This is a genomic window from Glaciecola sp. SC05, from assembly GCF_041380235.1.
Classification (GTDB): Bacteria; Pseudomonadota; Gammaproteobacteria; order Enterobacterales; family Alteromonadaceae; genus Glaciecola.
In genome coordinates this window covers 1-19,895 of record NZ_JBGIYY010000002.1, presented here as the reverse complement: position 1 = coordinate 19,895, position 19,895 = coordinate 1, and the positions used below count along the sequence as shown (strand labels likewise).

Sequence of the window (19,895 nt, the reverse complement as noted above, 5' to 3'; positions counted from 1 at the left end):
TCTCCTTAAAACCAGTCTGCTTGCATTTGTGCGCAGACGTCGCTGTTGTTGTGTAAAAGTTGTAAGTCGCGCTCAATCGTTGGCAACTCCCAATCCATAAAGTATTTTGCAGCCTGCACTTTGCCCAAATAGAAAGCTTTAGCCGAGTCGCTGCCAGCGCTGTTCACCAGTTTTTCGGCCACACTGGCCTGACGGATCCAAATCCAGCTCACCACAATAGTGGCAAATGCGTTCATCATTGCTTGTGCATTTGCGGTTAACGTGACTTGCTTTTCGCTTTGCAGGGCAACGGCTACATGGCTTAGTAGCTCATGTAGTTTGCCTAAGTAGATGCCTAATTTTTTCGCCATAGCTGCCGATTCAGGCGTAGTGATAGCCGACAAGTCGCGCTGAATTTCTTGCTGTAAAACCTTTAAACCTAAACCATTTTTCTGCCAAAGCTTACGGAAAGTTAAATCTAGCGCTTGAATACCGTTGGTTCCTTCATGAATCGGATTCAAACGATTGTCACGCCAAAACTGCTCAGAAAAATACTCACGGGTATAGCCAGAGCCGCCTAATACCTGGATACCTAAGTCATTGGCCTTGGGACCGTATTCTGATGGCCAAGCTTTTAATACCGGAGTGAGTAAATCTAGAAGTTCTTGCAGGCCCTCTTTTTCGCTTGCGTCTGCGCAGGTATTGACGCGATCAATCAAGTTCGACCCATATAAGCACAAAGCCATACCGCCTTCGCTGTATGCTTTTTGTGCTAGCAACATGCGCTTCACGTCGCCGTGCAGAATAATCGGCGCGGCGGCGTCTTCAGGTTTGTTATTGGGTGCCACACGGCCTTGTGTGCGGTCTTTTGCATAGTCGAGTGAATATTGGTAACCACGATAGCCAATCATCGCTGCTCCAAAGCCTACGCCAATGCGCGCTTCGTTCATCATCATAAACATATAGCGCAGACCGAAGTGTTCTTCGCCCACAATATAGCCATGACAATCATCATTTTCGCCAAAGGTGAGTGCAGTTGATGTAGTGCCTCTGTAGCCCAGTTTATGTAGCAATCCAGCAAGCTGAACATCGTTTCTATCGGCTGGGTTACCGTCGGCATCGAGTCTGTATTTAGGTACCACAAATAAAGAAATCCCTTTTACTCCGGGAGGGCCGCCTGGTATTTTTGCTAATACTAAGTGCACGATATTGTCTGACAGCTCATGCTCTCCACCAGAAATATAGATTTTTGACCCTTTTATGCGATAGCTACCGTCGTCTTGCTTGACAGCGGTGGTCAAAATATCAGTAAGTGAGCTACCAGCATGGGGCTCTGTTAAGGCCATCGTGCCGGTAAAATCCCCAGTGAGCATTTTCGGCATAAACTGCTGCTTTAGCTCATCTTTGGCAAAGTGGCTGATAACATTAATCGCCGCTGCCGTTAAAAATCCATAACCGGTAGTAGATGGGTTTGCGGCCATGAAGTAACCCGACACAGCGGTCATCACAGATTCTGGCAATTGCATACCGCCGTCTTCAAACGAATAGCGACCGGCGATAAAGCCGGCTTCTCTGAACGCATCATAAGCCACCTTTACATCGGGGATCATGCTGACTTTTTTGCCATCGAATGTCGGCTCTTGCTTATCGGCAATGTGGTTATGCGGCAAAAACAAGTTAGCCGCCATTTTATGAGCAGTATCAATTACTGCATCAAAGGTCTCACGATTGTGGTCTGCAAACTTTTCATGTTCACACAAAGATTCACAGTTGAGTACGTCATATAATTGGAACGATAGCTCCATATCATGAATTAATGTATCTGCTGCCATTAGTGCCTCACCTTAAAATGTAGATGCTTACTTAATTGTTAAAACCTATGTTAACGCGCTTACATATTTCATTTTAGTGTCATTTATGCCATTCTTATGGTGATAAAAGACATCTATTTATTCAGTGAATACATGTCTGTCAGTTGAATTTACCTAAGATCTTAACTAAGAGGTCAAGTTTGCCTTACTACAAACCATATAACGTAACCATTGTTGGCTTTGACGGCGCCTTAGCATCAGCCATCACTGGGGCCATGGACATGTTTTCGTTCGCTGGGGTTTCTTGGCAACGCTTTAATCATTTACCGCCGCAGCAGCGCTTTACCGTTAGCTTAGCCACACTAAACCAGCGCCCTATCGAATGTATTAATCGACTCACGCTTAATGCCCATCAAGCCATCGAAGATATCAGCGAAACCGATATCTTATTGATCCCAACAATTGGAGGCTCTATTCACAAAGTATTAGAGCAGCATCAGGCATTATTGCCGCATTTAGTTCGCATTAGTCAAAGCGATTGCGATGTTGCTAGCAACTGCTCGGGTGCGTTTTTGTTAGCAAAAGCTGGGCTTCTTGATGGGCTGAACGCGACAACGCATTGGGGCTATGCCTCCTTATTCGCAAAGATGTTTCCACAGGTTAAGCTGCAAATAAATCAAATGATCACGCAATCTGGACGAGTACATTGCGCAGGAGGTGGGGTTGCATTTCATGACTTATGTTTGCTGCTTATTGAGCGCTACTGCGGGCGCGATGTGGCCAATCAGGTAGCCAAGGCGCATGTTATTGATGTGCACCGCTCGAATCAGAGCGGTTTTACGAATATTCGTTTGTTAAAACAGCATCAACAAGCACACATTATCAAAGTGCAGGAGTATGTTGAGGATAACTATCGCATGGCTCTAAAAGTGAGCGAACTTGCCGAGCTGGTTAACACTACTACCCGAACGCTTAATCGGCAGTTTCAACAGTGGGTGCATATGCGGCCCATTGAGTATATTCAAACCATTCGCGTAGAGCAGGCAAAACGCCTTTTGGAAAGTGGCCACAAACACACGCAAACGCTCGCTTTAGAAGTCGGATATGAAGACGCTGCTTCGTTTGCGAAACTGTTTAAAAAAAGCACTGGTTTAACGCCAGCCCAATATAAAACGAAGTTTCACAGAGACTTTGACTTTTAACATATATTTGCGCTATTAGCTGCATTCTTGATTGCCTTAGCAGCAACATTTAAGTTCGTCAAAGTGATATAAAAAAGGCCAGTTATATAAACTGACCTTTGATTTTTAAAGCAACTGTTACGTGCTCAAATACTTTACCCTCACTCAGCTATCACTCGCGAGTTTTACTTCTTTGATGTCTGAGGAATTTGGATTGATGCGATGCTTTTTGCTTCTAAATGCATTCTTAAAATCATCTAAAACTAAATACAGCGCTGGAACCAAAATCAAGGTAATGACCGTGGCAAATAAAATACCAAAGGCTAAAGAGGTCGCCATTGGGATAATAAATTGTGCCTGTAAGCTCTTTTCAAATATGATTGGAAGCAAGCCCATAAATGTCGTTAATGATGTAAGTACGATTGCTCTGAAACGCTGGGTACCGGCGTTTACTACAGCATCAATCATTGCGTAACCTTCGCGGCGCGCTCGGTTAACAAAGTCCACCATGATCAATGAATCATTGACTACCACACCCGCTAGCGCAATTATCCCTAAGATTGACAGCACACTGACTGCCATGCCCAATACCACATGACCGACAATGGCCCCTACAATGCCAAAAGGGATGACCGACATAATAATTAAGGGCTGTGAGTAAGACTTCAAAGGCACTGCCATCAATGCAAAGATAGCCAGCATCGCTAACGCAAATCCTTGGGCTAAAGAGATCATAGCCTCTCCCTGCTCTCTTGAATTACCTTGAAGCTTGAAGGTGACATTCGGATAACGAGATAGAATTTCGGGGATTACATTATCGGTGATCTCAGAAACAACCACCCCGGGATCGATGAGTTCTTTGTTGATTTTGCCGGTTACCGTGATAGAGCGAGCGCCATCTACTCGGATAATGCTTGAATAACCTTTTGAAAGCTGAATATCGGCCACTTGGCTAAATGGAATGTCGTCGCCATTAGGCGCTCTAACGCGCATATTCTCAAGGTTACCCACAGAATTACGTTGGTCTTGCGGGTAACGCACCATCACTTTTACTTCTTCGTCCTCACGCTGAATGCGCTGCGCCTCAGCACCGAAGAAGCCGTAACGAACTTGTTGTGCCAACTGTGCCAATGAAATACCCAGCGCTTCAGCTTGAGGTTTAACCTCTAGTCTAATCTCGTCGCTACCGCCACTAAAGGTATCGTTAATCTCACTTACGCCGGCATAAGCTTCTAAATAGCTGCGCAGCTCAAGAGTAACATCCGCAAGCTCTTGAATATTGCTAGAGCTAAACTCAAAGTCTAAATCATTTCCACCGCCAGGACCGCCAGCGCCGCCAATACTCAAGCTGCGTACCCCCGCCATTTCTGGGATCTGTTGACGCCAGCGCTCTTCAATTTGCTTTCCATCCAGCTCTCGATCTTCGGCCTTAGACAACTCCATAAAAATCGAGCCGCCTAACGCGCCACCATCAAAAGCAAGATAGTGCTTAATCACACCTTGACCGGTTTCGTCTGCTATATCATTGTTCATATCCACCGCTGCGCGCATAATGGTCTCAATGGTCTGGTCTCGCTGAGAAAGCGAGCTGCCTGCTTCCATCTCAACGTTAGCAATAATAAAATCTGACGGAATATCCGGGAAAAATACAAATCTGACTAAGCCGCCAGCAAACAGACCGACGGTGATAATTAACACTCCAAGGAAACTAGCCAACGTTGTGTAACGATACTTCATGGCTTTTACTAAAAATGGCGCGTACTTATTCGCAATAAAGCTCTTTACTAAAAGGTTAAATGCTTCGCGCTTCTTTTGAAACCAATTTGTCTTATCCGGGTCGTAAGCCGTAACCTTCATATTGGCCAGATGCGCCGGCAAGATCAATTTCGATTCTATTAGCGAGAATACTAAACATAAAATAACCACTAAACCGATGGTTTTCCAAATTACGCCAAAGGTCCCCGATACCATTAACATGGGTGTAAATGCTGCAATGGTGGTTAACACCCCAAAGGTCGCAGGCATTGCTACCCGTTTTACGCCTCGTATCACGTTATCGAGGGAGTGGCCGCTTTTATCTATTTCTGAGTATGCCGATTCCCCCATAATAATGGCGTCATCTACCACTATCCCCAGCACGAGAATAAACCCGAACAAACTCAACATGTTGATGGATATGTTAATGTACTCTAGCGGCATCAACATAATAGTGCCTAAAAAGCACACCGGCAGGCCAACGATGACCCAAAATGCCAATTTAATTTTTAGAAATAAAGACAGTACTAAAAACACCAAGCCCGCGCCAAAAGCCATGTTCCATAGCATCATGCTTAAGCGTTCACTTAAATAAAACGAAGCATCTCCCCATGATTCTGCGCTCACATTTGGTGGCAGTTCAGCGCGCTTTTTTTCTAAATATGCGTTTACATTTTTAGAGATCTGCAGCACGTTTTGGTCACCCACTGCACGCACACGTATGCTGGTCGCAGGGTTACCGTCAAATAAAGAGAATTGACGCTCTTCTACAAAACCATCATTAATACTGGCGATGTCTCCAAGCAGTAATCGAGTACCGTCTTGCCTATTGATGAGCGGAATACTCGCATATTCCCAAGCGGTGTAAGCTTGACCTTTTGCACGCAGCAAAATATCGCCATTTTCACCTTTTATGGAGCCGCCAGGTACGTCGATGCTGCTGGCACGGATGGCGCTTACAACCTCGTCAAAGGTCAAGTTAAAGGCTTGTAAATCGTTTTCTGAAATTTCGATTGAAACTTCGTAGTCTCTGGCACCAGCAACGGTTACATCTGAAACCCCGGGCAAATTCGCAATTTCGTCGCGGATTGATTTAGCCATTTCTTTTAATTGCCGTTCGCCAACACTGCCGTATACCGAAATCCACATGACGTCTTGCGGGACTTTTACCCTAAACACCACCGGTTTTTCGGTATTCGCGGGCAACGAAGGGATGGCATCTATCTGTACTTTTACTTCATCGAGCATATTCTGAACGTCGTAGCCATCTTCAACTTCGATACTGACTCTGGCTAAACCTTCTCGCGCTGTCGAGGTGACTTTCTTGATCCCCTCAAGGTTTTTAATGGCCTCTTCAATTTTAATGACCACACCTTCTTCAACTTCTTGAGGAGCGGCACCCAAATACGGCACCTGTACAATGACGTTATTAATTATAAACTGTGGAAAGACCTGCTTCTGCACACGAAAAACACCAAAAATCCCGCCAACAATAATCGCAAACATAAGCAGGTTTGCCGCCACTGAGTTCCGTGCAAACCAAGAAATGATGCCTGTTTTTGTGTCTATATGTTCGCTCATAAGCTGCGCTCTTGTGATGAGTCGTTTTCTGACAGTTTGTTATCAGCAAGGGTTCTGACCGGCATGCCATCATAAGGGTTAGATACAGCGCTCATTACCACTTGATGATTCGGATTTAGCCCGCCACCAATGTAAACAAAGTCTTCGTCGGTTCGCATAACTTCCACAATATTTATTTTCAAAGACATGTTTTCGTCAACAGTGAGTATGGTGCCGTCTAGTCTCAGCACAAATCGTGGCAGCTTAATAACATTATTCGCTTGAATCCCCGTAATCGAGGCTTCGACAAAGCGTCCAAATTTGAGTCTGCTTTGATGGTTTTGATCTTGAGTTAATAAATATGGGTCTTGTACTTCTACCACGCCATAGATGACTCTTCGCGCATCATCTAAGACCGCTTCGTCTCTTACTAAGCGGCCTTCCCAAAAGTGTTTTTTACCGGCTACATCGGCAGAAAGTGTTACCAAAGGTTGTTTTTCGTTTAAGTTGCCGATAAACGCAACATCATCGTCAGTAAGGGGCAGTCTAACTTGCGCGACATCCGTAGAAAAAACCTCACCAATTTGACCGCCCATTGGTAAAAACTGGCCTAAATCGACTGCTCTGGTTTTAACCAAGCCATCGTACGGTGCTCTAATTTTAGTGCGGGCTAAATTACGTTTTGCTCTTTGCAGGTTTGCCTGTGCGGCTTTCAAATTAGCTTGCTCTCGAGCCAACTGCGGTTTACGCAAGCCTAACTCTGGTGGCGCGCCCGAATTGAATGAACTCCATTCTTTTGCAGCCACACGACCACGAGCAATTTCTTCGTCTAAGGCTGCTTGTGCTCTGGCTATTTCGGCTTCAGCTAGTAATAAGTCTGTCTGGTAATCAACACTCTCAATCTCAACAAGCACGTCGCCCTCTTTGAAAAATCCACCCTCTATAAACTTATCAGCGATGCTAACGACTTGCCCGCTAACTTGGGCGCTCAGCATGGTTTGATTTTTGGGTTGAACAGGGCCTTGCGCGTAAACAAGAAATTCTACGTTGTTAAATTCAATGGGTTTTATATCAACCAAAAACTTAGGTATTTCGACCTCTTTCTTTTCTGGTTTGCTTTTGTTCATAACAAAAATAACGGCAATTGCTATCGCCCCTAAGATGATAATAATGGGGATGCCGACTTTTTTGATGCCACTAGCCATGAAAAACCTTTGTGATGTAATTTGCTACTTGTTGCTTAAGTATACTCGCCTATTGATGGTATAGCCCCCCTAGAATGATTAAACATCCTTCATTTTGTGCGCTAAAGTGTGTCTAAATGTTACAAGCGAATAAGAAATCGGCCTATCCATGGCGATACTACAAAAAAGTCTATTCAACCTAAAGCCTACAAAGCCTAGTTTTACTGCACTTATTAGCTATTGCTGACATATACTCTTTGATGCGAACCACACCTTAAGTTAAATCGTTTTACGGAATATTTGAGCGAGCTTAGCTACACAAATGCTGCAGATTAACGTAGATGACCAATCAAATTAGTCTATTAAGGGCATATAGGCGCTAATATGCTTAACTTCACGGGTGGATATGGATGTACTAAAACGTGCCACCCCCGGCAGTTTTGACAGCTCTTGTCGCAACAACACGTCTAGGCGCTGCATATTCGCTGCGACCACTTCTAGCAAATAGTCAAAGTCACCTGTTACGGCCTCGCAGCGCAAAATATTTTGATGTTTGAGCACGGCATGTTCAAACTTATCCGACGCTTCAAAGTTAACTATTACGTGCACAAATGCACGGATCTCTAAGCCTAATTTTTCTGAACTTAACTGCGCTGAATAACCTGTGATCAAACCTTGTTTTTGAAGTGCCTTAACGCGATTCCAACAGGGCGTTTTAGACAGTCCGACTTGCTGAGCGAGTTCTGAAAAGGACATTCGCCCCGACTGCTCAAGTAAGGAGAGTATGTGTTTGTCTTGAGGGCTCAGTTTCATTATTTTGCCATTGCCTATGTCAATTAAAGAACATCGTTTCTTTTTCTAGGAAACTAAGTAACTAATGTTCTTTATACCGACGTTTATCCAAAAAGAAAAGCAACAATGTTTTTTCAAATTAGTCGATACTCTATACACAAGATATTCATTAAAGGTGATACCTGTGCTTGATAACGATCTTAATAAACAAAACAACGCTGCCTCGAGCAAGAGCACGACCATATCTAAGCGAGACGCTTATTACGCGATGATCGAAAACCCCGACATGCTCGACTATGGTGTTTATCTTAAATGTGATCAATTACTGAGCTGCCAAAAGCCGCTAAAAGAGTTAGCCACCGCCGACGAACTGCAGTTTCAAATTGTGCATCAAGTAGAAGAGCTGTGGATGAAGCTGATGACCTTCACCCTAGTCGAAATTATTGAGTACATGCAGCAAAAGCAAAGCCACCGGGTGATTACCCTATTTGGCCGCGTACATCGCCTGCAGCGCATGATGGTTGACCAATTGGCGGTATTAGAGACTATGTCGCCAAAAGAATATCAGCAAATTCGCCTACAATTGGGCAACGGCAGTGGACAAGAATCTCCCGGTTTTAGAATGCTATTAAAGCTGCCAAATGATTTATGGAAAGCCTTTGAAACCCACTATTTAGACGAAGGTAAAATCAGCATAGAAGATATCTACGACGAACATTATGCTCACGACGAGAAATACACCGTGGCTGAGGCATTAATTGAATACGATGAATTGTTTCAATTATTTAGGTGGCGCCATCTGTTTTTAATTCACCGCTCCATTGGCCTGGGCTCAGATTCATTAAAAGGCAGGCCTGTTGACCTTCTGCAGGAAGGCGCTAAAAAACGCTTCTTCCCGAAATTATGGGATATCCGTAATCATATGACCAATAAATGGGGCAGCGAATATGGTAAAGTTCGTCCATCTATAAGCGGTAAATCGTAACGCTTTTGTTGTGCATAAAACGAGTGACTGACCATGAATACATTTAGCGTAGCTGATATCTCAGCGCCTTATGCAAAACCAGACGGTGTCTATTGCCTTGCTCATTCAGTTGGCCCTCTGTGCAAATCGGCTAAAGATGATTTAAACACACAGTTTTTGACGCCTTGGCAGGCGCTAGGTGGTGATGCATGGCCCACATGGCTTGAGCAAATTACGCGTTTTAATAATGAGTTAGGCATCTTGCTCACTGCAGATGCCAATGACTTTTGCCCGCAACCCTCGGTGTCGATTGCGTTTAGCCAGTGGTTAGCCGCGGTGAGTAAAAATAGACCCTCGAAACAACGCAGAGTTGTGTTAATGCATCAAGATGCGTTTGCCTCTCTTGGTTTTGCCGTCAAGGGGCTTTGCGATGTGTATGACCTGGAACTGCGTTTTGTCACAAGCTCTGCCAACGATTTAGATGCTTGGACATCAGCACTGGCATTACCCGATGTATTTGCATGCTTAGTGACGCATGCACATTCAAACACCGGTTATCTGAGCGATGTCGAGGCTATCTTGAAGATTGCCAGAGCAAATGCTGTACTTGGTGCAGTAGATATCGCACAGTCGGTTGGGATCATTCCCATCAGTTTAAGCCAATGGCGTGCCGATTGCGTGGTAGGATCTTGCGTAAAATGGCTCAGTGGCGGACCAGGCGCGGCATTTTTATATATTCCCAGCGAACAAGCCAATGAACTCATGCCAGAACATTTAGCATGGTTTTCACACGAAAATCCCTTTGAGTTCGACATAAGACACTTTAGTCCTGCACAAGGTGTGATGCGTTTTTGGGGCGGGACACCCAGCATTGCGCCATATGTAATGGCAGCCAGCGCCATACATCAGCATAATCGTTTTGGCACAGCGGCATTTCGTGAGCATAACCTGATGCTTATGCATGGCTTCTTATCGCAATATCAGCATGAGATACCAGCGCACTATCAAAGCCTTTTGAAATTGGGCGCTGATGCTTCTGCCATAAATTTTACTAGCTATAAGCCTAAGCACTCCGCAACCCTTTGCTTGCCAATGCCGATATCCCAAGCGACGAAAATAAAGAGTACGTTTTCTGGTCATAATATAAAATTTGATGAGCGCAATGGCGTGGTAAGGTTATCGTTTAGCGCGATTAATAATCAAACTGATGTTGCAAAAGCGCTAGCTTGCTATTCATAATAGCAAGCTAAATTCGTATATAGGTCGCCCGCTCAACAATTGCCTTTAATAGTTTTTTGGGTAGTTCAGAACATAATTCGTATCAGCGGCCCATTCAAAAAAGAAACGGATATTATGCCTGATAATTACACCCTTTACGGCGCCCCACTCTCACTCTATACCGGCAAAACCCGTGCGTATTTGCGCTTTAAGCAGATTCCCTTTGATGAAGTGTTTTCGTCACTAAGCGTGTATAAAAAGGTCATTATTCCTAAAACGGGTGTGCGCTTTATACCCGTATTGAGGACCCCAACCGACAAATTCATCCAAGACACCTCGGTTATTATGGATTCATTAGAAGCCGAATTTCCGCTGCGCTCTGCTGTTCCAAAAGGCCCTAAACAACGTTTAGTTTCAGCCATATTTGAAATGTGGGCCGACGAATGGCTTCTGCTACCTGCTATGCACTATAGATGGAACCACGACAATTTTCCTTTCATTTATGAAGAGTTTGGTAAAGTCGTGATGCCCTATATGCCGGCATTTGTTAGGCGAATAATGGGTAAAAAGGCCGGCGCTAAATTTAAAGGCTTTGTGCCTATGTTAGGGATAACACCAAAGAGCATCCCCGCTATTGAAAATTGGTACGAAAATGAAGTACTGCCTATGCTAGATGCCCACTTTGCTAGGCACGATTATTTATTGGGATCACGGCCTTGCATTGGCGATTTTGGCTTAATCGGTCCAATGTATGCCCATCTTTATAGAGACCCTGCATCTGGCAAACTAATGAAGAGACTTGCGCCAAATGTAGTGAAATGGGTAGAACGCATGAATCAAGACAACGTTCAGCTAGGCAGATGGTGCGTAAATGATCGCATTCCTGAAACACTGTTGCCATTATTGCAGCAGCAATTCAAAGAGTTTTGGCCGGTGCAGTTAGACACGGCTAAACATGTTCAGGAATGGATTGAACAAAACCCGAAGGCCAGCAAACTGCCAAGGGCTTTAGGCGAGCATAGCTTTCAAATTGGCAATGTTACTGAAAAACGTGTGATACGCACATTTAGCCAATGGAAACTACAGCGCGTTTTAGATGTTTACCAAGCAATGAGCGACGATGAGAAGCAAAGGGTAGACCCACTTTTAAAAGAGCTTGGAGGCTATGAGGTAATGCAGACTGTTATTGAGCGCAGAGTTACCAGAACAAACAATGTGCTGGTTGTCGCAGACTGTTGACCCGACAATTAATGTTGAGCACAGACGCTTGTCCCCACCTAAATACATTGATATGAATTGAAACATATTGCAGTTTTTACTGACGAGTCCGCTTCTATTTTTTAGCAGTTTTACTCAGCTCTTGACGTGTTTTTTGAGTATACAAGGCAACTAAGCCAGCAAGGGTAAGTGATAGCGAAATAAACAATGCTGCACCGGCAACTATACTGAAATTGGCGTTTAAGCCCAGCCAATAAAAGTATGCCACTGGCAAGGCTAATAAATTTACAATAACAATCGAAATACCTGATAAGACAAACCTATTTTTCGCAATTTGTGATGATATCCAGATGTTAATTACCACGAAAACAAACCCAATTTGAAAAACTAAAATACTTGGTATGACTAGCAGAAAAGTAATCATTTCGTACATTGCCACAAACTTACTTGGTTCATTCCGCTTATTCACGTGACTTTTTCGAAGTGCGTTATCTAAGCGTTGAAATGGATTTTGCATAATAGCTCAATACCTAGTTAAGTTCAAAATACGAATATGCTTCCTGTAAGTCTAATTCAGCCTTTGGTCGTATCCTTACGTTTTCAAACATTACTTATTAAGAATCCTCGATTTGACAGATTCCCAAGAGGAACCATTGTTACCATCAGATTCATACTCCGCAACTCTTCTGTCTAACTCAGATTTTTGCTTCGTTGAGACATCTAAAGAATCTTCATTCGCAGCGACTGAATCCCAAAGTTGTTGCGCTAAAACAATCTTTTCATTTGTTGTAAGAGAATCAATTTTCATTAGCCCCACCATTAAAGTGCCCAAATATTCTAAAGTATAAGCCAATTTTCACTATGAAACACCTGCACCAATTAGCACATAACGATTATAGATATGAGGCGAACTACAGTCAGGTAGAACGTCCTCGTTATCGGTTTGTTTTACGGCTTCTTGCGAAACAGGTGACAAGGTTTGAACATCCTTTGTATTAAAATAAACAGATAACACTCGAATAATCGACGCATCGCTGAAAGCGGTGTGTCCGACGGTAGAGACATTCCATTATTTCGGTTGTTACGTGCCGGCACATCCATCTCCAGTGTCACTTATTGGTGATTCATAACATACTTCGTTGCCCTGTCGAATTACGTATTTGACTGGGTAAAAATATGTCCCTAAACGATTACTAGTATGAAGCAAGCGTTTGCCTGATGAATCTGTGTAAAAGAGTTGCGCCTTTAAGCGTGGTGTAAAACCAGATAAGAGTTCGACTTCCAAACTGTATCCGTTGCGCACCTGTATGATTGATGCTTTGTCTTGTTTAAATTTTAGGCTATAGATTTTAGAGCTAATATCATTGGGGTTTGCAATTACAATTTCGAAATTTGCCGTATTCTGCACGTTTCTAATAAAAAATACTGTGACGAAAACAACAAGTGGAATAAACAAAATTGATGCTATATTTACTGTAAATCGTTTGACTTTGACGAGTTTGTTTTTATTAATTGTATTGGGGTGTACAAATTCTAGCTCATCAATATCCATTTCCAATGCCGCAGACAGTGCTCGCTTGGATTCTAAAGAGGCGTTTCCAGAATTCTCTATTCTTTGGATAGTTCTGTGGCTGAGGCCTGTTACCGTCGCCAACTCTTCCTGAGACCATTTTTTTTGTTAGCAGTCAATTTACTCGTAGTGACTCCATAGCCTTAGAACCTTTACTATTTTTTCATCCTCATAAACTTGATAAACCAATCTATGTTGTATATTAATCCTGCGAGAATAAGCACCCGAGAGATCACCGATTAGTTTTTCAAAAGAAGGTGGAGTCGTATATGGGTCTTGTTCAATTATACTTATTAGGACTTGGGCTTTATCTTTCAAACCGCTACTAACTAACTTCCTAGCATCTTTTTGTGCTTGGTTAGTATAGACAACTTTCCATGTCACCAATCTAAATCCTCTGAACAATCTGATATATCAGTTTCTAATCCCTCTTTTATTGTTGCGCGCATTCCTTGCACCGACAATAGATATAAGGTCTCTTGAATTGCATCCCAATCTTTTTCAGAGAGTAGAACAGCGTTATTTCGTTTACTCGTTATCCTCACTGGAATATGAGATTCAGCAGTTTCATCTATCACACGATATAAATTAGCACGAGCTTCTGTTGCAGTTAATGTAGTCATAAGTACCTCCAGCCAAAAGCGTACGCTTAACCGCACGCAATGTCAAATATTGCACTGCTAACACCCACTTAAGCGGCGGTCGCGTTCTTTGCGAACGTCCGTCTTCATTGATTTGATACTCATTGAGCCTCCTCCTACGCAACTGAAATTTTCGGTATGCTTGAGTTCGCCAAAACCAAAATGGAGAAAACTCAATGAGATTTTATAATAACGCACATTGCTGGTATTTGGCTGGGCCGGTCACCGGTAGCGGATTGGTGTGACGATAACAACATCGATTTTGTGCTCGGCCACGCCCTTTACATGAAAGCCATTCACGGTGGTAAAACCAAGAATGATAAGGTCGATTCACTTAAAATTGCCAAGCTTTTACGTGGCGGTAATTTCCCTATCGCTTTTCATTATAAAAAAGAGATGCGCGCTACGCGGGACTTATTACGCAGGCGCACAAAGATTGTTCGCCATGGCGCTATGCTCAAAGGTCATGTCGTTAATACGAATAGCCAATATAATTTGCCGCCCATGCAGGTTAATTTGAAAAATGTATCTGCTAGAGAAGTGCTAAAACACAGTTATGATGACCCCATTGTCCAACGCAATATTGACCTAGACATGAATATACTCGACTTCTACGCTCGAGAAATATCCAAGGTTGAACACTTCATTCTGGCGCAGGCGCGCCAGCATAATCCTGCTTTTCTTAACCTATTAAAGACTATTCCTGGTGTCGGGCGCATACTCTCACTGACTATTCTTTATGAGATTGGAGATATTGATAGGTTCGACTCGGTTCAACGCTTTGCCTCTTATTCTAGACTCGTAAAATGCAAAGCTGAATCGGCAGGCAAAACCTATGGACCCAAGGTAATAAGATAGGCAATGCACATCTTAAATGGGCATTCTCTGAAGCGGCAGTGTTGTATTTACGCGGCAACGACAAAGCACGCAACTACCTTAACAAATTACAAAAACGCATTAGTAAAGCTAAAGCATTATCTGCCCTTGCACACAAGTTAGGGAGGTGTGTTTACTTCATACTTAAAAATAAGACGGTGTTCGATGAATCACGATTTTTAAACGAGTAAGTCGCGCAACTGGGTGAGCTCAACACATAACTAGTCTTGGTTAACACCAACGTGCGAGCATGAATATGGCAGAGAATAACCTGAAGTGAACTTCTAAACACCTGTACCTAACTGTGCAAAAAGCGCCTTCTATTTGATTAGTGCCATCTCAGGGTTAACCGATAAATGTCTAGTGACCCAGTCACCCTTAATGGATTGAGAACAACGCTGGCAGCGGTATAGCGCGTCAATCTCCTTGACCGGTCAGCGGCAATTAACTTGACCGGTTGCCACCGTTTTATTTCTCGTCTTTCATCGCTGTTTTTCTTCTGTAACTTTCTCCTACTAATTGAACAATATGAGCGTGATGAACAAGTCTATCAATGGCCGCCACGGTCATTGTGGTGTCTGTAAACAACTCATCCCAATCCTCGAACGATTGGTTTGAAGTAATGATTAAGCTGTGCCTTTCATAACGATGCGCAATTAGTTCGAACAGCACGCTAGTTTCTTGCTCTGTCTTTTTGACATAACCGATATCATCGACGATAAGTGCTTGGTATTTATCTAATTTATTCAGCGCATCTTGTAGTTTGAGCAATTTCTTTGCTTCTTGCAGATGCTGCACCAAGGCACTGGCAGAGTAGAACTTCACGCGGATACCAGCTTCAATTAGGCTATATCCTAGACTACTTGCGAGATGGGTTTTACCTACACCACTTGCGCCGAACAAGAGTAAATTAGCACCCTGACTCACCCAATCATGATTATCACTAAGCTCATACATCCTAGCTTTATTCACTCCCTCAATCGACGTGAAGTCGAAGCCACCTAAGTGCTTGCCTGAGGGCAGTTGTGATTCTTTTATGTAGCGCATTTGTCGCTTGTCTGTGCGACTTGCCAGCTCGATATGACATAGCTCACTAAGGTATTGCTCAGGTCGCCATTGGTCGTGCAGCGCTTTATCTGCGATGGTTTTCCACTGCTCTCTAAAGGCGCTCAGGCGTAACTTTTTCAACATTAAAGGCAGAGATGCAGCAGCATTATCCATGGCGACCTCCCGGGATTAGTGATTGGTACTGCGATAGTTCGTGCTGCATCACATCAATGTTAGGGATGTCTTTTGGCTTGATGTCAAAGCGCTCTTGGCAGTCAAACAGACTAGGGAGTCGACCTTGTCTTAGTTGGCCGGTAATAAAACGCCCTAGCCGCATTTCATTATCTGCCTTACCGGCTAAATGCAACACTCTAACCATGTAATGACTGGCATCATCGGCTCTCATTGTGGCATCCACGTATGCCCATATTGTCCGATAATCCTCGTTAGGCAGAAGCTCATCGCGCCATTGAGAGCATCTAAAGGCGCGTGGCTTTTTGACCAGCGCGTCAATAACATGTTTGTAATTGACGCTACGTTTACGCGTCGCGCCCGGCGCATAAATCCGCTCTAAGCGATATGTCAGCTCACAGCCTACAAATAAATCAATATGGTCGTCATAAATGTGTATGCGCAATCGGCTATCGACTAAGCGCGATGGCACGGTGTACATCACTCGCTTAACATTAATGGTGCTTGTGCGCGAGACGCGCACATACTCTTGCGAGTAATTGACGCTCTTATGGCTCGGTAGTGATTGTAATTGTCGCTGCTCTTCTTTGAATTTGTTAGCAATGCGCTTGTTGCGGCGGTTAATTGTCGTTTGCACGAATGCTTCATAATCAGCGCGACAATTAAAATCGTATGAGCCTCGGATTTTTAAAGCTTGCTCAAGCTGTGCTTTAATATGACGATTGGGAGATTCAATCGCACCATTCTCATGAGCAACACCGGTGTTGTTGCGTGTGGCAATAAAACCATAATGTGCGATGAGCTCTTGATACCGCGCGGTAAAGTCCTCAGCGGCTCCACTATTCTTATAGGCAGCACTTAAACTATCCGTACGCACCTCTCGTGGCACACCTTTGCTCTTAGCAAATGCGTTTTGCAGACCATCAGAGAATGCAGCGAAGCTTTCGCCACCATACGTCACTTGAGTGTATACCCATCCACTAGATACTAGGCGATAGTTAAACAGCATGTGCTTAAAAGGCCTAAGATTAATTGTTACAGGGCTTTTAACATGGGTGAAATCACATATGCCTAGCTTACCAAGCGGGTGTTCCTGCATAAACACGACATCTTTATTTGCCCCATGTAAATGTCGCCACTGCTTAATTCGGCGCTCTAAAGTGCGCCTAGATGATGAGCTAAACTTATCGCTATGGCTTTCACATAAATGGTCGAAAATACCAATGGGCGTGATCTCGGGATCTTCCTTTAAAAGTGGCAACACGACTGAATCCCAAATGGGAATAAGTGGATCAACTCTTGTTCGCCGACGCGTTTTAGTTTGCTTTAGCTGGTGTCGTCCATTATCTATTCGGCCCGCACTGCTGACAGATATGCCAGCCTTCGCAGCAGCTACTTCTTGTAAACTCGTTTCTCGCAATGTCATATATAACCTGATTTGTCTGTCTGTAATGTATTTACCCGACACTGAATTCCCTCCGAATTTCAGTGACGAACCTTAACAGATCGACCGGTCAAGTTGATTGACGCTGAGTGGTCAAGGATATTGTCGCTTAATACAGCGGTGAGACCGCAATAAGAGATCCCGGTAACCGGCTAGTCATATATGTGTTTGCTGTAAGCGATTGACTTAACAGCTACATGACAGACGAAGTAAGCGCTTTTGCTGATTGATTTAGATTTGACCGCTGACGCGGTCAAAAAAATGTTTTATGGCTGTTGACAGGAGATCGGCTCATATGTGTTATCTATGTTATTTCGATAAGGACTTAAACTCACGATAAGTCACTATTTTAGGGTTTGACAACTTTGAGTCAGAATATTCAAATGAAACGAAAGCTTCACATTGTGAGCAGTTACCACCAGACCAATATGAAACAATAAGCAGAGACCCTTGGCAAACCGCAGATCCAGCCAAATAAGTCCTACCCTCTAGATATAGATTTTTAAGTTCGTCAATATCATTTGGATTTGGGACAACAAGTCCGGCTGGTTGAATAATGGCTTGCTTAGATATTGTTGTAGATGAGCCATAAAAACCGTCTACCCTAAACTCACTTGGAACATAGTTTTCAAATTTTAAAGGGAAACTTTCATGCACTAAATCAACTTTATATATGTCGCAATCAATTGTTTTAACAGACGTTGATGATGCAACAACTTCACCTTTAGCAGTGAAGCTTGCAGAATGAGCCGATGCTTGAAAAACAAGGCCAAGCGCCAAAATCAAATATTTAGTTTTCACACTGAACTCTCTTTAGTACTCAACACCTAATTAACGGGCACATACTTGGTGCGCATAATAGCCGAAGGCGAACTGTTTATGTGTCCCAGCGACCAACGGGAGTGAATTAAATTGGTGGTTATGTCTAAACTTCTACATCACTAGCTCTTTTCTTTAGTAAGAAAAAGGTTGTGACCCCAATAACACCGATAACTAAGCTTGAGCCAAATAGTAATGGCTCAAACGTTGAACCAAGTAAAGGTAAAATAGCTGCATAAATAGCCCCAATGATACCTATACTTAAAATAAAACTAGTAATGTAACCAATATATCGAATGAAAATGCCACCTTTTCTGTTTAACGCCATTGCAGTGAAAACATAGGCCAAGCATATTATTAGCGAGCCCAAAGGAGCCTTACTTAAGATTACTGACACTAATCCAATAGCTGAAAAAATAGAAAAAATTGCAGTCAATATAACTCTAATTGCACCCATAACACTCCTTACACATAACAGCGTACAAATTCGGTTTGGTACTGCTTTTTTTTTGACAAATCCGTATTCATCGTAATGTTATATTTCATTGCTGATTCTTCCGCTCTTTAATATATTGCAGGAGCAAAAATAAAAATATGAATATAGCCGCCAGTCCTCCTAAATACTTTTGCATATCTGTGAGAGCAACAATTACATCTTCTTGTTTTTTTAATCTGAGATTTTGACTTTCTATAAATTCTGTAAGCTCAACGTTTCCATCTGCCAACATCAATACTTCATCATAGAAGTTGTTTTGAGCATGTGATTGTTCAGAGTTTGGAGTTAATACAACCGCTACCCATACCTGCAAAAGAAGCAAAACAACAATCCAAGTTAGTGGATTTTTATAAAAAAAGATTAAAGGCTTCATTTTTCCTCCTTGAAATATAATACTGAGTTGAGCAGTAAAATCCGTTCTTGTTTTTATACATCTTCAACTGTTGGTTATAATGCCATTGCGCTGAATTCAAGCGCAATAACAATAGAACCAAATTAAGTCGATTTGAAATCACTATTTATTACATCGTTCTCTTTTAGCAAGCTTTCGAGTTTATCGATCCTTTTCATTGAAATTATTGAAAAAACAAACCCAGTAACACCCATAGACATGCCGACAATTCCAAAAATAAAACCCAAATTTTCCATGCTGAAACTCCTTTTAACCTAAAAATGGCAACCTGAACATACGCGCCAATATAACATCTTGCATAAGCATAGCTGGAGGCTTCTCACAGATAACCGTCTTCACCGTTTGTTATATGACATACTACCTCTTAATCCGATTTTGAATTTTTTGCCACTGTTCTTTTGCAGTGGCAATATCGTCCTGAGTTGGCATTTTTACAGGCAACTCTGGGATTTCATACTTTTTTCTTAAAGCTGCGAAGTTTTCTAGCCCAAGATAATCAGGATGCAATTCAGGGAATTTCCAACCAATTTGATGTTGTAGATCATAATTACTCTTTAACAATTCTTTTAACATTGGCCCAAAGACTTTCCTATCTTCTACCGGTACTAATTTTCCCAAGATGTAAGATAGATTTATTGTTGCTACGTGGTTTCTAGCAATTTGCTCTAGCATGATTTCGATATCGTCCTTATCCACACAGTCTCCTTGTCATATAACGCTTTAGTATTCTTTTTGC

The 19,895-nt window shown here is 42.8% G+C and carries 19 protein-coding genes and 1 pseudogene; 5 read left to right on the top strand and 15 right to left on the bottom strand.

Annotated elements, in window-relative coordinates; genetic code table 11:
- Positions 1-5 precede the first annotated feature (5 nt).
- Complete coding sequence (locus tag AB9H30_RS01825) at positions 6-1,811, bottom strand: acyl-CoA dehydrogenase (RefSeq protein ID WP_371192919.1); 1,806 nt, start codon at positions 1,809-1,811, stop codon at positions 6-8.
- A gap of 179 nt (positions 1,812-1,990) precedes the next feature.
- Here AB9H30_RS01825 and AB9H30_RS01820 point away from each other — a divergent pair, with 179 nt between their 5' ends.
- A complete protein-coding gene (locus AB9H30_RS01820; RefSeq protein ID WP_371192918.1) occupies positions 1,991-2,992 on the top strand; it encodes a GlxA family transcriptional regulator in 1,002 nt (333 codons plus the stop codon).
- Between the two features lie 144 nt (positions 2,993-3,136).
- On the opposite strand, the gene AB9H30_RS01815 is transcribed toward AB9H30_RS01820, so the two are convergent.
- The 3 genes from AB9H30_RS01815 to AB9H30_RS01805 all read right to left on the bottom strand — a co-directional run bounded on the left by AB9H30_RS01815 (position 3,137) and on the right by AB9H30_RS01805 (position 8,283).
- Positions 3,137-6,307 (bottom strand): efflux RND transporter permease subunit, encoded by a 3,171-nt coding sequence (locus tag AB9H30_RS01815; RefSeq protein ID WP_371192917.1) that lies wholly within the window; start codon positions 6,305-6,307, stop codon positions 3,137-3,139.
- The gene (locus AB9H30_RS01810) at positions 6,304-7,491 is read right to left on the bottom strand and encodes an efflux RND transporter periplasmic adaptor subunit (RefSeq protein WP_371192916.1); all 1,188 of its coding nucleotides are present in this window, start codon (positions 7,489-7,491) and stop codon (positions 6,304-6,306) included. The genes AB9H30_RS01815 and AB9H30_RS01810 overlap by 4 nt, the downstream gene beginning before the upstream one ends.
- 333 nt (positions 7,492-7,824) lie before the next feature.
- On the bottom strand, positions 7,825-8,283 hold the full coding sequence (locus AB9H30_RS01805; protein ID WP_371192915.1) for an Lrp/AsnC family transcriptional regulator: 459 nt from the start codon (positions 8,281-8,283) through the stop codon (positions 7,825-7,827).
- Positions 8,284-8,530: 247 nt separating this feature from the next.
- Between AB9H30_RS01805 and AB9H30_RS01800 the strand changes: the two genes are divergently transcribed.
- The 3 genes from AB9H30_RS01800 to AB9H30_RS01790 all read left to right on the top strand — a co-directional run bounded on the left by AB9H30_RS01800 (position 8,531) and on the right by AB9H30_RS01790 (position 11,683).
- Positions 8,531-9,247: a tryptophan 2,3-dioxygenase family protein gene (locus tag AB9H30_RS01800; protein WP_371193192.1), complete on the top strand. Its 717-nt coding sequence runs from the start codon at positions 8,531-8,533 to the stop codon at positions 9,245-9,247.
- Between the two features lie 33 nt (positions 9,248-9,280).
- Positions 9,281-10,465 carry an aminotransferase class V-fold PLP-dependent enzyme gene (locus AB9H30_RS01795; protein WP_371192914.1) on the top strand — a complete coding sequence of 395 codons (1,185 nt, stop codon included), beginning with the start codon at positions 9,281-9,283 and terminating at the stop codon, positions 10,463-10,465.
- A gap of 114 nt (positions 10,466-10,579) precedes the next feature.
- The gene (locus tag AB9H30_RS01790; RefSeq protein WP_371192913.1) at positions 10,580-11,683 is read left to right on the top strand and encodes a glutathione S-transferase family protein; all 1,104 of its coding nucleotides are present in this window, start codon (positions 10,580-10,582) and stop codon (positions 11,681-11,683) included.
- A gap of 94 nt (positions 11,684-11,777) precedes the next feature.
- Here the strand turns inward: AB9H30_RS01790 and AB9H30_RS01785 are convergent, their stop codons facing one another.
- The 5 genes from AB9H30_RS01785 to AB9H30_RS01765 form a co-directional block, all read right to left on the bottom strand.
- Positions 11,778-12,179 (bottom strand): hypothetical protein, encoded by a 402-nt coding sequence (locus AB9H30_RS01785; protein WP_371192912.1) that lies wholly within the window; start codon positions 12,177-12,179, stop codon positions 11,778-11,780.
- A 90-nt stretch (positions 12,180-12,269) separates the two neighbouring features.
- Positions 12,270-12,470 carry an addiction module protein gene (locus AB9H30_RS01780; RefSeq protein ID WP_371192911.1) on the bottom strand — a complete coding sequence of 67 codons (201 nt, stop codon included), beginning with the start codon at positions 12,468-12,470 and terminating at the stop codon, positions 12,270-12,272.
- A 273-nt stretch (positions 12,471-12,743) separates the two neighbouring features.
- Positions 12,744-13,316 carry a helix-turn-helix domain-containing protein gene (locus AB9H30_RS01775; protein ID WP_371192910.1) on the bottom strand — a complete coding sequence of 191 codons (573 nt, stop codon included), beginning with the start codon at positions 13,314-13,316 and terminating at the stop codon, positions 12,744-12,746.
- A 36-nt stretch (positions 13,317-13,352) separates the two neighbouring features.
- Entirely contained in the window at positions 13,353-13,616 is a 264-nt protein-coding gene (locus AB9H30_RS01770; RefSeq protein WP_371193191.1) for a Txe/YoeB family addiction module toxin, read from the bottom strand.
- The gene (locus tag AB9H30_RS01765; RefSeq protein WP_371192909.1) at positions 13,613-13,855 is read right to left on the bottom strand and encodes a type II toxin-antitoxin system Phd/YefM family antitoxin; all 243 of its coding nucleotides are present in this window, start codon (positions 13,853-13,855) and stop codon (positions 13,613-13,615) included. The genes AB9H30_RS01770 and AB9H30_RS01765 overlap by 4 nt, the downstream gene beginning before the upstream one ends.
- A 215-nt stretch (positions 13,856-14,070) precedes the next feature.
- Between AB9H30_RS01765 and AB9H30_RS01760 the strand changes: the two are divergent.
- Positions 14,071-14,940: pseudogene (locus AB9H30_RS01760) on the top strand (IS110 family transposase); the annotation flags it as partial.
- A gap of 277 nt (positions 14,941-15,217) precedes the next feature.
- On the opposite strand, the gene istB reads toward AB9H30_RS01760, so the two are convergent.
- The 6 genes from istB to AB9H30_RS01730 form a co-directional block, all read right to left on the bottom strand.
- Positions 15,218-15,970 (bottom strand): IS21-like element helper ATPase IstB, encoded by a 753-nt coding sequence (istB, locus tag AB9H30_RS01755; protein WP_371192908.1) that lies wholly within the window; start codon positions 15,968-15,970, stop codon positions 15,218-15,220.
- Positions 15,963-17,456: an IS21 family transposase gene (gene istA, locus AB9H30_RS01750; protein ID WP_371192907.1), complete on the bottom strand. Its 1,494-nt coding sequence runs from the start codon at positions 17,454-17,456 to the stop codon at positions 15,963-15,965. The genes istB and istA overlap by 8 nt, the downstream gene beginning before the upstream one ends.
- 285 nt (positions 17,457-17,741) lie before the next feature.
- Positions 17,742-18,233, bottom strand: a complete 492-nt coding sequence (locus tag AB9H30_RS01745) for a hypothetical protein (protein WP_371192906.1) — start codon at positions 18,231-18,233, stop codon at positions 17,742-17,744.
- 124 nt (positions 18,234-18,357) lie between these two features.
- Positions 18,358-18,708, bottom strand: coding sequence for a hypothetical protein (locus AB9H30_RS01740; RefSeq protein WP_371192905.1), 351 nt, complete (start codon positions 18,706-18,708; stop codon positions 18,358-18,360).
- 85 nt (positions 18,709-18,793) lie between these two features.
- Entirely contained in the window at positions 18,794-19,120 is a 327-nt protein-coding gene (locus AB9H30_RS01735) for a hypothetical protein (RefSeq protein WP_371192904.1), read from the bottom strand.
- A 396-nt stretch (positions 19,121-19,516) separates the two neighbouring features.
- Positions 19,517-19,855 (bottom strand): hypothetical protein, encoded by a 339-nt coding sequence (locus AB9H30_RS01730; RefSeq protein WP_371192903.1) that lies wholly within the window; start codon positions 19,853-19,855, stop codon positions 19,517-19,519.
- Positions 19,856-19,895: the final 40 nt, after the last annotated feature.